11 protein-coding genes are annotated in these 12,113 nt (G+C 63.3%); 10 read left to right on the top strand and 1 reads right to left on the bottom strand.

Annotated elements, in window-relative coordinates; all coding sequences use genetic code 11:
- Positions 1–2: 2 nt before the first annotated feature.
- From F8N96_RS19120 to F8N96_RS19110, 3 genes are read left to right on the top strand one after another with little or no spacing between them, the layout of a single operon-like run.
- Positions 3–830 (top strand): ABC transporter permease, encoded by an 828-nt coding sequence (locus F8N96_RS19120; protein WP_150762866.1) that lies wholly within the window; start codon positions 3–5, stop codon positions 828–830.
- A 2-nt stretch (positions 831–832) separates the two neighbouring features.
- Positions 833–2,494 (top strand): ABC transporter ATP-binding protein, encoded by a 1,662-nt coding sequence (locus tag F8N96_RS19115; RefSeq protein ID WP_191635371.1) that lies wholly within the window; start codon positions 833–835, stop codon positions 2,492–2,494.
- 9 nt (positions 2,495–2,503) lie between these two features.
- A complete protein-coding gene (locus F8N96_RS19110) occupies positions 2,504–3,223 on the top strand; it encodes an NAD(P)H-dependent oxidoreductase (protein WP_150799114.1) in 720 nt (239 codons plus the stop codon).
- 61 nt (positions 3,224–3,284) lie between these two features.
- Here F8N96_RS19110 and F8N96_RS19105 read toward each other — a convergent pair whose 3' ends face one another.
- Complete coding sequence (locus F8N96_RS19105) at positions 3,285–4,523, bottom strand: acyl-CoA dehydrogenase family protein (RefSeq protein ID WP_150799113.1); 1,239 nt, start codon at positions 4,521–4,523, stop codon at positions 3,285–3,287.
- Between the two features lie 390 nt (positions 4,524–4,913).
- Here F8N96_RS19105 and msuE point away from each other — a divergent pair, with 390 nt between their 5' ends.
- The 7 genes from msuE to F8N96_RS19070 all read left to right on the top strand — a co-directional run bounded on the left by msuE (position 4,914) and on the right by F8N96_RS19070 (position 12,031).
- Entirely contained in the window at positions 4,914–5,477 is a 564-nt protein-coding gene (gene msuE / locus F8N96_RS19100) for an FMN reductase (protein ID WP_150799112.1), read from the top strand.
- A 47-nt stretch (positions 5,478–5,524) separates the two neighbouring features.
- Positions 5,525–6,625 carry a dimethylsulfone monooxygenase SfnG gene (gene sfnG, locus F8N96_RS19095; protein WP_150799111.1) on the top strand — a complete coding sequence of 367 codons (1,101 nt, stop codon included), beginning with the start codon at positions 5,525–5,527 and terminating at the stop codon, positions 6,623–6,625.
- Between the two features lie 15 nt (positions 6,626–6,640).
- Positions 6,641–7,798 (top strand): AMP-binding protein, encoded by a 1,158-nt coding sequence (locus F8N96_RS19090; RefSeq protein WP_150799110.1) that lies wholly within the window; start codon positions 6,641–6,643, stop codon positions 7,796–7,798.
- A gap of 14 nt (positions 7,799–7,812) precedes the next feature.
- Positions 7,813–8,604 carry an ABC transporter ATP-binding protein gene (locus tag F8N96_RS19085; protein ID WP_150799109.1) on the top strand — a complete coding sequence of 264 codons (792 nt, stop codon included), beginning with the start codon at positions 7,813–7,815 and terminating at the stop codon, positions 8,602–8,604.
- 68 nt (positions 8,605–8,672) lie between these two features.
- Positions 8,673–9,554, top strand: coding sequence for a branched-chain amino acid ABC transporter permease (locus F8N96_RS19080; protein WP_150799108.1), 882 nt, complete (start codon positions 8,673–8,675; stop codon positions 9,552–9,554).
- Positions 9,555–9,565: 11 nt separating this feature from the next.
- Positions 9,566–10,633 carry a branched-chain amino acid ABC transporter permease gene (locus F8N96_RS19075; protein ID WP_150799107.1) on the top strand — a complete coding sequence of 356 codons (1,068 nt, stop codon included), beginning with the start codon at positions 9,566–9,568 and terminating at the stop codon, positions 10,631–10,633.
- A 75-nt stretch (positions 10,634–10,708) separates the two neighbouring features.
- Positions 10,709–12,031, top strand: a complete 1,323-nt coding sequence (locus F8N96_RS19070; RefSeq protein WP_150799106.1) for an ABC transporter substrate-binding protein — start codon at positions 10,709–10,711, stop codon at positions 12,029–12,031.
- Positions 12,032–12,113: the final 82 nt, after the last annotated feature.

The following is a 12,113-nucleotide window of genomic DNA, read 5'->3' as shown; positions in this document are numbered from 1 at the left end:
ACATGAGCCTGCTTAAAGAACTGGCCCGGGCACCGCTGAGTGCGAAGTTCGGGATTCTGGTCATCGTTGTGTACATCCTGGTGGCGCTGTTCGCTCCGGCACTGGCGCCCTATGGCGAAACCGAAGTGGTCGGCGAGGGCTTTGCGCCCTGGAGCGGGCAGTTCCTGCTGGGCACCGATAACCTCGGTCGCGACATGTTCAGCCGGCTGGTGTATGGCGCCCGCAACACCCTGGGCATCGCCTTTCTCACCACCGTGCTGGCATTCCTGCTCGGTGGCTTGGGCGGTTTGATCGCGGCGATCAAGGGCGGTCGGGTCGATCAAGGCTTGTCGCGAATCGTCGACATCCTGATGGCCATTCCGCAACTGATCTTTGCCTTGCTGATTCTCAGTGTGGTCGGCACCACGGCCACCTCCCTGGTGTTGGTGATCGCGCTGCTGGATGCCACCCGGGTGTTTCGTCTGTCACGGGCGGTGGCAATGAACGTGGTGGTCCAGGACTTCGTCGAGGCGGCGCGGCTGCGGGGCGAGGGCTTGTGGTGGCTGGTGACCCGCGAGGTGTTGCCCAATGCCGCCGCGCCGCTGATTGCCGAATTCGGCCTGCGTTTCTGTTTCGTCTTTCTGTTTATCAGTGCGCTGTCATTCCTCGGCCTGGGCATTCAGCCACCGACTGCCGACTGGGGCAGCATGGTCCGGGACAATGCAGTGCTGATCACCTTCGGCGACATCAGCCCGCTGCTGCCGGCTCTGGCGGTGGCGTTGATCACGGTAAGCGTCAACTTCGTCGTCGACTGGATGCTGCACAAATCCAGCGGCCTCAAGGAGTGCTGAACATGCACCAACCCTCTTGCAACAACGACCAGCCGCTGCTGGAAATCCGCGGCCTGCATATCGAAGGTCATTACGAAGACGCCTGGCACCCGCTGATCAAAGGCATCGACCTGACCCTGCAACGCGGCGAGGTGCTGGGCCTGATCGGCGAGTCGGGTGCCGGCAAGTCGACCCTGGGCCTGGCAGCCATGGGCTATGCCCGTGACGGCTGCAAGATCACGGGCGGCTCGGTGCGCTTCGACGGTATGGAACTGTTGCAGGCCAAGCCCGACACCCTGCGCAAACTGCGTGGCCTGCGCATCGCCTACGTGGCGCAAAGCGCCGCGGCATCGTTCAACCCGGCGCACCGGCTGATCGATCAACACGTGGAAACGGCGGTCAACAATGGTGGCATCAGCCGCGCCCAGGCCGAAGCCGAAGCGGTGGAGCTGTACCGGGTGTTGCGCCTGCCCAATCCCGAACAGATCGGCCAGCGTTATCCGCACCAGGTGTCGGGCGGGCAACTGCAACGGGTGATGACCGCCATGGCCATGGCCTGCCATCCGGACCTGATCATCTTCGACGAACCGACCACGGCCCTCGACGTCACCACCCAGATCGAAGTGCTGGCGGCGATTCGCGACGCGGTGGCGCAATTTGGCAGTGCGGCGATCTATATCAGCCATGACCTGGCAGTCGTCGCGCAAATGGCCGACCGCATCATGGTGCTGCGCCACGGCAAGCTGGTGGAGGAAGCCGAGACCCGCAAAATGCTCCGCGACCCGCAGGAGGACTACACCAAGTCGTTGTGGGCGGTGCGCAGCTTTCGCACCGAACCCAAGCCGTGCCCGCAACAGGAAGTGCCGTTGCTGGAGCTGCGCCAGGCCTGCGCCAGCTACGGTAACCACCCGGTGCTGCACGATGTTTCGCTGAGCCTGTATCGCGGCCAGACGCTGGCAGTGATCGGTGAGTCCGGCAGTGGCAAGAGTTCGACGGCGCGGTTGATTACCGGCCTGCTGCCACCGACTTCCGGCCAGGTGCTGTATGGCGGCGAACCGCTGCCGGCGGACTTCCGTCAGCGCAGCAAGGAGCAGTTGCGACGGGTGCAGATGATCTACCAGATCCCGGACACCGCCTTGAATCCCCGGCAGCGGATCGTCGACATCATCGGTCGCCCGCTGGCGTTCTACCTCGGTCTGAAGGGCAAGGCCCTGCGCACGCGGGTCGCCGAGTTGCTGGAAATGATCGAGCTGGATCCGGCGACGTTCATGGAGCGTCAGCCCCGCGAGTTGTCCGGTGGGCAGAAGCAACGCATCTGCATTGCCCGGGCGCTGGCGGCCGATCCGCAGTTGATCATTTGCGACGAAGTGACCTCGGCACTCGATCAACTGGTGGCCGAGGGGGTCCTGAAGCTGCTCAATCGTATCCAGCAGCAGCTCGGCGTCGCTTATCTGTTCATTACCCACGATGTCGCCACCGTGCGCGCGATTGCCGATGAAGTGGTGGTGATGCAGCGCGGGAGGGTGGTCGACCACGGCTCCCGCAGCGCGATCTTCACCCCGCCGCATCAGGACTACACCGGCCTGCTGTTTTCATCCGAACCGGAAATGGACCCGGACTGGCTGGATCACCTGCTCGCCCAGCGCGCTGGCCAACCAGCGCCTTCCACGCTTGAAATCGTCTAAGGAATTGCCATGAACGTACTGATTGTCCACGCCCATCCCGAACCCAACTCTTTCACCGCCGCCCTGCGCGATCAAGCGGTAGACACCTTGAAGGCCCAAGGGCATGAAGTGCAGGTCAGTGACCTGTATGCGATGAACTGGAACCCGGTGGCCAGCGCCGGGGATTTCTCCCCACGGGAGAATCCGGACTATCTGGTCTATGCCCTGGAGCAGCGTCTGGGCGTTAAAAGCCAGTCGCTGGCGGCGGATATCCGGCAAGAACTGGACAAGCTGCTGTGGGCCGACCTGCTGATCCTCAACTTTCCGATTTTCTGGTTCTCGACGCCGGCGATACTCAAGGGCTGGATCGACCGGGTACTGGTATCGGGCGTCTGCTATGGCGGCAAACGCTTCTACGACCAGGGCGGGCTCAGCGGCAAGAAGGCGCTGGTGACCGTGACCCTGGGCGGCCGCGAGCACATGTTTGGCGAGGGCGCGATTCATGGCCCGCTGGAAGACATGCTGCGGCCGATCCTGCGCGGCACCCTGGCGTATGTCGGATTCGAGGTGCTGGAGCCGTTCGTGGCCTGGCATGTACCGTACATCAGCGATGACGCGCGCAAGGACTTCCTGCATAGCTACCAGCAACGCCTGGAACACATCGCCGACGACCAACCCATCGAGTTTCCGCGCCTGTCGCAGTTCGATGAGGCGCTTTACCCGTTGGCGGGCCAGCGGGTGGCTGGCTGAGTCGCTCGGTCGGCGAAGGCGAGCTGTTCATTGCCGTTGTTGGGCAATGCTGGTTTTGCGATCAGTCGGACGACCGGCCGATCTGCCAGACATAGGGCGGTTCGGTGCCGTTGATTTCCCAGTCGCCGATGATGCGCTCCTTGTAGATCAGCGGGTTGTGTGAAGCCGCGGTGCGCGCGTTGCGCCAGTGCCGATCGAGGGCCTTGCCGGTGCTGGTGGCCGAGGCGCTGAGGGCGTTGAACAGGTCACTGGTGGCGCGCAGCACCAGGTCGGCGATCACCACCTGGGCCTGGGCCGATTCCAGTTCGGCGGAGATGTTGGCCTCGCGTTCGGCGACTTCGTCATGGATAAAGCGGCTTTCGTACGCCACCTGCAAGGCGGTCGCCGCGCGCAGGGTGGTGGCGTGTGCGGCGTAGACCTGGGCCGACGCCTTGCCCACCACTTGCTGCACCTGGACGTCCTGGCTGACGTGGCTGGCATTGCCGGTGCTGAAGATGCGGGTGCGTGTGCGCACTTCTTCGCTGATGTCGTTGACCGCGGCACGGCCGGCACCGGTCTGGACCGCCAACAGCACCAGTTGATAGAACGCCGTCTGGTACTTGAAGCGGGTGGCGAAGTCCAGCAGGTTCTCGGCTTCCACCACCGCGTTCTCGAACACCGAGGTGCCGCTGCCGGTGGTGCGCTGGCCAAAGCCATCCCAGTCGTCGCTCTGGGTGATGCCCGATTGCTGCACGCGAACGGCGGCAATCACGTCGGCGCCGGTGTCGTCGCGCTGGGCATAGAGGTCGATCCAGTCGGCGAAGATGCTGCCGGTGCTGTAGTACTTGGTGCCGTTGACCACCCAGTGCTCACCCAGGCGCGAGACACGGGTACCGACCTGGCCGATCTTCACGCTGCCGACTTCGGTCCAGGCATTGCCCACCAGGTCACCCTCGACGAATCGCTTGAACCAGGTGTCCTGCGGTGCGTCGGCCTGCGCATTGAGGCGGTCTTCGACAAAGGCAAAGTGCCCGCGCAACGCCTGCGGCAGGTTGGAGTCGGCGGCGGCCAATTCGATCAGCAACTCGAACAACTGTGGCAGGGACGCGCCGGCGCCACCGTATTGCACCGGCACGCGCACCGCACCAAACCCGGCTTCCTTCAGCCACTTCACTTGCTCGAAGGGCAGGCTGCGACTTTGCTCGCGCTCCAGTGCGCCGGCGGCAATGCGTGCAAAGATCGGCCGGAAGCGCGCGGCCAGGGCCTGGTAGTCGGTACCGCTGGAGAGCGGGTGTGGCAGGTGCTGTTGCTGGACGGTCATGGTGCAGCTCCTTATGAAGGCAAGAGAAGCAACAGAGCAGTGGATCTGTTGCGTTCTGCTGTCAGTGCACAGGTCGTGCCTGGCGCTGCAACGCCCGTTTTTCCGGGCGCGCGGGGTGTTGAAAGTGCTCGCGGCTGTCGCCTGCCGGGCAACTTGTTGAAGCGTTGACCGCCTGGCAACAGTGGCCGAGGCGCGCCGCGTTGGGTGGACCTGGAGGCAACTGTTGTGCGCGCAACAGTTGATCAACAGCCTGTCCGGCAGGCGACACTGCGCAAGTTCGAAAAAAGTTAATAACTCTTTGATTAATATCGATTTATTGAAGTGGCACGGTTGCTGCTCCAGTCTTTTGTGCAGGTGCCGCGGTGGCCTCTGCCAGCATGAGGACGGGCAATGAGCAACACACTGAAAGTCGTCGCGGTATCCGGGAGCGTGCAGCGGCCTACGCGCACCCTGGTGCTGCTCAAGGCGCTGGTCGCCGGCCTGGCGCAACAGCTGCCGATCGAGCTGCACCTGATCGAGTTGTCCGAGGTTGGCCCGCAGTTCGCCGGGGTGCTGCGTCGTGAAGATTTGCCCGCTGCGGTCGAGGCCGATCTGCAGGCCATTGAAACGGCCGACCTGCTGATCGCAGCCAGCCCGGTGTACCGCGCCTCCTACACCGGCCTGTTCAAGCACCTGTTCGACTTCGTCCATCACCAGGCGTTGAACAACGTGCCGGTGCTGCTGGCCGCCACCGGTGGCTCGGATCGTCATGCCCTGATCATCGATCACCAGTTGCGCCCGCTGTTCGGTTTTTTCCAGGCCCTGAGCCTGCCCATCGGTGTGTATGCCGCCGAAGCCGATTTCACCGATTACCGGATCACCAGCCCGCAGTTGCTCGAACGCATCGAGCGCGCTGTCGAGTCGGCGGTCCTGAGCCTCAATCCGACTGTCCAGCCGGAGGCCAGCGCCGCCTGACGTGCCCGGTCGACCCTCACTTCAATGAATCAACGGAGTACACGCAAATGAGCCAGGACAACATCAAGTTTGCCTACTGGGTGCCCAACGTCAGCGGCGGCCTTGTGATCAGCAAGATCGAACAGCGCACCAGCTGGGACATCGATTACAACCGCAAGCTGGCGCAAATCGCCGAAAAGGCCGGCTTCGAATACGCCTTGTCACAGATCCGCTTCACCGCCGGTTATGGCGCCGAAAACCAGCACGAATCGGTGACTATCAGCCACGCACTGTTGGCCGCCACCGAGAAGCTCAAGGTGATCGCCGCCATCCTGCCGGGGCCCTGGAGCCCGGTGCTGGCGGCCAAACAGCTGGCCACCATCGACCAGTTCACCAACGGTCGGGTCGCGGTGAATATCGTGTCGGGCTGGTTCAAGGGCGAATTCCGGGCCATTGGCGAGCCGTGGCTGGACCACGATGAGCGCTATCGTCGCTCGGAAGAATTCATCCAGGCGCTCAAGGGCATCTGGACCCAGGACAATTTCAGTTTTCATGGCGATTTCTACCGCTTCCATGACTACACCCTCAAGCCCAAGCCCCTGCAGCAACCGCACCCGGAAATCTTCCAGGGTGGCAGCTCGCGCGCGGCGCGGGATATGGCTTCGCGAGTGTCCGATTGGTATTTCACCAACGGCAACAGCGTCGAAGGTATCAAGGCCCAGGTCGACGAGATCAGGGCCAAGGCCGCGATCAATGGCCACTCGGTGAAAGTCGGGGTGAACGCCTTTGTCATTGCCCGGGAAACCGAGGCTGAAGCCCGCGCGGTATTGCAGGAAATTATCGCCAAGGCCGACCCCGATGCCGTCAACGGTTTCGGCAGCGAGGTGAAGAACGCCGGCGCCGCAAGCCCTGAAGGCGAAGGCAACTGGGCCAAGTCCACCTTCGAAGACCTGGTGCAGTACAACGATGGCTTCAAGACCAACCTGATCGGTACGCCGCGGCAGATTGCCGAACGCATCGTCGCCCTCAAGGCAGTGGGCGTGGACCTGGTGCTCAGTGGCTTCCTGCACTTTCACGAAGAAGTGGAGTACTTCGGCCGCAAAGTGTTGCCGCTGGTGCGTGAGCTGGAGCGCGAGGCAGTCGCGGCCAAGACTGCGACACTCGCCTGAAGGACGGGAACGGTCATGCCGACATTCGCCGATAACCCGCAACCCGGCACCTTGCCGCAGTGGCTGCAACAACAGGCACGTCAGCAAGGGACGGGCATCGCCCTGCGCCATAAGCGCCTGGGGGTGTGGCAGGTGCGCACCTGGGGCCAACTGGCCGCTGAGGTTGAACACCTGGCAACAGCCTTGCAAGTGCGTGGTTTTGTGCCTGGCGCGAGCCTGGTGATTGTCAGCCGCCCGCGACCGGAGGCGTTGATGGCGGCCCTGGCGGCACAGTGGTTGGGTGGCGTGGCCGCGCTGTTGGATCCGCTGGAGGCTGCGCCCGCGCAGGTGGCGCTGTTGCGTGAGCTGCACACTGAATGGGTGTTCGCCGAAGGCCACGGGGAGATTCAGCGCCTGCGCGCCGCCGGACTGGCGCCCAGACTGCTGATTTACGCCGACGGTCGCGGCCTGGCTGAGGTGAGCCAGGCCGGTGACACCCTGGCGTTCGCGCAACTGCAGCAGCAGGGTAGCGATCACAGGCTGGAACCCCAGGCCCGAGCCGAGCGCACAGCCTTTGCCTTCTACCGTCTGGGCGCGGGGCAGCGCATCGAGCAGCAGCGCATCAGCCACGCCGAGTCGCTGCAGGAAGGCCTGCGCCTGGTGCACAGCGAGCAGTTGGGGCGGCAGGATGAGGCCCTGGCTGCGCGAGCGTTTGCCGCGGGTGGTCAAGCGCGTTACTTGTTGGCGCCATGGTTGATTGCCGGCTTTCGCCTGAATTTTCCGGAGAACCTGGCGACGCGCGACCAGGACCGTCGTGAACTGGGCCCGACGCTGGTGGCCGGCACCCGGGAAACCTACGAGCGCCTGCACGCCCAGGTTTTGGCCCGCTTGCCGGCGCCAGGCAGCTGGCGCCGGCGCCTGGTGGACTGGGCGCTGGTGGCGCACCCCGGTGCACTGCAACGACACCTGGGGTACTGGCTGATCCGCCGACCGTTGCGCGACGTTCTCGGCTTTTCCCGCACCCGTGTGCCGTTACTGGTGGGGGAGGCACTGGCACCGCCAACCCTGGCATTTTTCCAGGCGTTGGGAGTTGAGGTACGCAGCTGGCCGGACCCGGCGCAGTGGCAGCGCCCCGTGCCCTGGCCAGCCCCGCCGGTCAACGGCTGGATCGAAGACAGCACCCAACCGGCCTGACAAGGACATGACGCATGACACAGACACAGGCGACACAGGTTGAACATCTGCTGGTGCTGGAAAACATTGGCTTGTCGTTCAAGGGCGTCAAGGCGGTGACCGACATCAGCTTTGCCGTGGCCACCGGGGAGATTTGCGCCTTGATCGGCCCCAATGGCGCGGGTAAAAGCTCACTGCTGAATGTGATCAACGGCGTGTACCAGGCCCAGCAGGGGCGCATCCGCTTTGCCGCAGAAGCGTACCGGCGCATGCGCCCGCGTGATGTGGCGGTGCGCGGCATTGCCCGCACCTTTCAGAACATCGCCTTGTTCAAAGGCATGAGTGTGCTCGACAACGTGCTGACCGGACGCACCCTCAAGCGTCGCAGCAGCTGGATCGAGCAGGCCCTGCGCATCGGCCGCGCCGCGGGCGAAGACGACCGCCAGCGTGAGGCCGCCGAACGGATCATCGACTTTCTGCACCTCCAGCCCTGGCGCGACACCCTGGTCGGCAAGCTGCCGTATGGCTTGCAGAAGCGGGTGGAACTGGCCCGTGCCCTGGCCGCCGAACCGAGGTTGCTGCTGCTGGACGAACCGATGGCCGGAATGAACGCCGAAGAGAAGCAGCAGATGAGCCGGTTCATCGTCGACATCAACCGTGAGCTGGGGACCACGGTGGTGTTGATCGAGCACGACATCGGCGTGGTCATGGGCATCAGCGATCACGTGGTGGTGCTCGACTACGGCCGCAAGATCGGTGACGGCCCGCCCGATGAGGTGCGGCAAAACCCCGAGGTGATTGCCGCCTACCTAGGCACGCGCCACTAACCCCGAATCAACAACGCCGCCTGCGCTCGGGTGGCCGGGGACTCTTTGCCCGCAAAACAGGAAGGCTCATGGAATTTTTCTTCGAGGTGTTGATCGGCGGGTTGCTGGCCGGGGTGATGTACGCCCTGGTGGCTATCGGTTTTGTCCTGATCTACAAGGCGTCCGGCGTCTTCAACTTCGCCCAGGGCGCCATGGTGCTGTTTTCGGCGCTGACGTTTGTCAGCCTGCTGGAGCGCGGGGTGCCGTTCTGGCTGGCCTTTGCCATCAGCCTGGCGGCGATGGTACTGCTGGCGGTGGCGGTGGAGCGGGTGGTGTTGCGCCCGCTGGTCAACCGTCCGCCGATCACCTTGTTCATGGCCACCCTCGGCTTGTCCTACGTGATCGAAGGGTTTGCCCAGGCGCTGTGGGGCGCCCAGGTCCATGGTCTGGAACTGGGCATCAGTGACGAGCCACTGGAACTGGGCGGCATGCTGCTGTCGCAGTTCGATATTTTTGCCGCCCTGACCGCCGCGTTGCTGGTGTTGGCGCTGTCGCTGCTGTTTAACAAGACCCGAATCGGTTTGTCGTTGCGTGCCGTGGCCGATGACCCGCTGGCGGCGTTGGCCGTGGGCATCCGCCTGCAACGGGTCTGGGTGTTGGTGTGGGCGGTGGCCGGGTTTGTCGGACTGGTGGCCGGCCTGCTCTGGGGCGCGCGGCTGGGGGTGCAGTTTTCGCTGTCGCTGGTGGTGCTCAAGGCCTTGCCGGTGCTGATCATCGGCGGCTTTACCTCGATCAGTGGGGCCATTGTCGGCGGGTTGATCATCGGCGCCTCGGAGAAGCTGGCCGAGGTGTACCTGGGCCCCGTCATCGGCGGCGGCATCGAGAACTGGTTTCCCTATGTGCTGGCGCTGCTGTTCCTGCTGGTGCGGCCGGCCGGGTTATTTGGCGAACGCGCGATCGAGCGGGTTTAAGGAGAGGCGTGATGTTTTATCAGGAAGCCGGTCAGTTCAGTACTCGCTATGCCCAGGACCGCCGGGTGTTTCGCCTGCGTCAGGACCGTTACGGCCTGGTTGCCTTGCTGCTGTTGGCCTTTGTGGGTGTGCCGTATCTGGGTAACGACTATTGGTTCAGCGCCATTCTGATTCCATTCCTGGTGCTGTCGCTGGCCGGGCTGGGGCTGAACCTGCTGACCGGCTATGCCGGGCAGTTGTCGCTGGGCTCGGCGGCATTCATGGCGGTGGGCGCCTTTGCCACTTACAACGTTGAATTGCGGGTGCCGGGCTCGCCGTTGTTGCTCAGCATGGCCTTGGGCGGGGGAGTGGCTGCGCTGGTGGCGGTGCTGTTCGGCCTGCCCAGCCTGCGGATCAAGGGCTTCTATCTGCTGGTGTCGACCCTCGCCGCGCAGTTCTTTGTGACCTGGGCGCTGACCCGCTTCAGCTGGTTCTCCAACAACAGCGCTTCGGGGGTGATCAGCGCACCGCGCCTGGAGATTCTGGGGGTGGACCTGAACTCGCCGGTGGGTCGTTACCTGCTGACACTGGGGGTGGTGGTGGCGTTGTTCTGGCTGGGCAAAAACCTGGTGCGCAGCGAACTGGGGCGAAACTGGATGGCCGTGCGTGACATGGACACGGCCGCCGCGGTGATGGGCATTGCGTTGCTCAAGACCAAGCTGCTGGCGTTTGCCATCAGCGGTTTCTATCTCGGGGTGGCCGGAGCGCTGTGGGCCTTCACTTACCTTGGCACTGTGGAGCCCCACGGTTTCGATCTGAATCGGTCGTTCCAGATCCTGTTCATCATCATTATCGGTGGCCTGGGCAGCATCCTCGGCAATTTCCTGGGCGCGGCGTTCATCGTGCTGTTTCCGGTGGTGCTGTCGAACCTGGTGGCCTTGTTGCCGGCCGGGCTGATCGATGCCGGGCAAATGGAAAACCTGCAGAAGATGGCATTTGGCGCCCTGATCATTGTGTTTCTGGTCAAGGAGCCAGAGGGCCTGGCGCGCCTCTGGCAAACATTTCGCGAGCGCGCCCGGTTGTGGCCGCTGCGCTACTGAGCTAACGGCGCAGGCAGGGTCTGCGCTTCGATCCTCCCGCGGTAAACGTGCGAAATCCTGATAAGGAAAATACCGATGTCCAAACGTTCTCTACTCAGTGGCCTGGCGCTGGCAATCAGCCTGAGCGCCGCCTTTACCGCTCAGGCGGCTAACGAACAGTACTTCCCGCTGCAGAGCTATCGGGTGGGTCCTTATGCCGCCGGTGGTACCGGGTTTTTTGGTGGTTTTATCGACTACCTCAAGTACGTCAATGCCAAGGGTGGGGTCGACGGCGTCAAGCTGACCTGGAGCGAGTGCGAAACCGAATACGTGGTCGAGAAGGGCGTGGAGTGCTACGAACGCCTGAAAAAAGGCCTCAATGGCGCGCCTGCCGCCGCGACCAATCCGCTGTCGGTGGGCATTGCCTATGCCACGCTGGAGCGCTCGACCGCGGACAAACTGCCGCTGATTACCATCAACCACGGCCGTACCGATTCCACTGACGGCAGCGTATTCCCCTATGCCTTCCCCTTGCAGCTGAACCCGTACTCCGAAGTGTCGGCGATCATCAACTACATCGGCCAGCAGGCCGGTGGCCTGGACCAGCTCAAGGGCAAGAAGATCGTCACCCTGTATCACGGCTCGCCCTACGGCAAGGAAACCAATGAGGTGTTGCAGACCCTGGCCGATAAGTACGGGTTCAAGCTGACCCTGCTGGAAGTGCCCCATCCAGGCAACGAGCAGCAGTCGCAATGGCTCAACATTCGCCGGGAAAAACCCGACTGGGTGATTCTGCGCGGCTGGGGCGTGATGAACCCGGTGGCGTTGAAAACCGCGCAGAAGGTCGGCTTCCCGGCGGACCACATCATCGGCAACATCTGGAGCAACTCCGAGGACGATGCCGCCCCCGCCGGTGCCGCCGCCAAAGGCTATATCGCGATCACCACGCACCCTTCGGGCACTGATTTCCCGGTCCTGCAAGGTATCCAGCAGCAGGTGGTGGCCAAGGGCAATGGTGACCTGGCCGATCCGAAACGCTTTGGCACCGTGTATTACAACCTCGGGGTGGTGAACGGCATTCTCAACGTTGAAGCCGTGCGCATTGCCCAGAAAAAATTCGGCAAGCAGCCGCTTACCGGCGAGCAGGTGCGCTGGGGTTTCGAGCATCTCAAGCTGGACGATGCCCGCCTCGAGGAGCTGGGTGCGCTGGGCCTGGTGCAACCCTTGCAGCTGTCGTGCTCGGACCATGAAGGGGGCGGGGCGGTGCGCTTCCAGCAGTGGGATGGCAGCCAGTGGAAACTGATCAGTGACTGGGTGCAGGCCGACCGTGCCTTGCTCAGGCCGATCATTGAAGCCTCGTCGCACCAGTACGCCAGGGAAAAGGGCATCACGCCGCGCGATTGCACCCAGGACAGCTAATTATGTGTAGGAGCTGGCTTGTCGGATCGTCGCACCGCAGCGAAGATCGTTAACGAAAACACGTGTTTCCTGGGTCAACGCG

The organism is Pseudomonas fluorescens (assembly GCF_902497855.1).
In the GTDB taxonomy this organism is placed as follows: domain Bacteria; phylum Pseudomonadota; class Gammaproteobacteria; order Pseudomonadales; family Pseudomonadaceae; genus Aquipseudomonas; species Aquipseudomonas fluorescens_BI.
The sequence above is the reverse complement of the archived record's forward strand: the minus strand, read 5'-3'. Positions and strand labels throughout refer to the sequence as shown.

Bases quoted from the DNA above. Each gene is read 5' to 3' on its own strand.
- F8N96_RS19105 (WP_150799113.1), bottom strand. From the start codon at position 4,523: ATGACCGTCCAGCAACAGCACCTGCCACACCCGCTCTCCAGCGGTACC.
- F8N96_RS19075 (WP_150799107.1), top strand. From the start codon at position 9,566: ATGTTTTATCAGGAAGCCGGTCAGTTCAGTACTCGCTATGCCCAGGAC.
- F8N96_RS19115 (WP_191635371.1), top strand. From the start codon at position 833: ATGCACCAACCCTCTTGCAACAACGACCAGCCGCTGCTGGAAATCCGC.
- F8N96_RS19085 (WP_150799109.1), top strand. From the start codon at position 7,813: ATGACACAGACACAGGCGACACAGGTTGAACATCTGCTGGTGCTGGAA.
- sfnG (WP_150799111.1), top strand. From the start codon at position 5,525: ATGAGCCAGGACAACATCAAGTTTGCCTACTGGGTGCCCAACGTCAGC.
- F8N96_RS19090 (WP_150799110.1), top strand. From the start codon at position 6,641: ATGCCGACATTCGCCGATAACCCGCAACCCGGCACCTTGCCGCAGTGG.
- F8N96_RS19120 (WP_150762866.1), top strand. From the start codon at position 3: ATGAGCCTGCTTAAAGAACTGGCCCGGGCACCGCTGAGTGCGAAGTTC.
- F8N96_RS19080 (WP_150799108.1), top strand. From the start codon at position 8,673: ATGGAATTTTTCTTCGAGGTGTTGATCGGCGGGTTGCTGGCCGGGGTG.
- msuE (WP_150799112.1), top strand. From the start codon at position 4,914: ATGAGCAACACACTGAAAGTCGTCGCGGTATCCGGGAGCGTGCAGCGG.
- F8N96_RS19110 (WP_150799114.1), top strand. From the start codon at position 2,504: ATGAACGTACTGATTGTCCACGCCCATCCCGAACCCAACTCTTTCACC.
- F8N96_RS19070 (WP_150799106.1), top strand. From the start codon at position 10,709: ATGTCCAAACGTTCTCTACTCAGTGGCCTGGCGCTGGCAATCAGCCTG.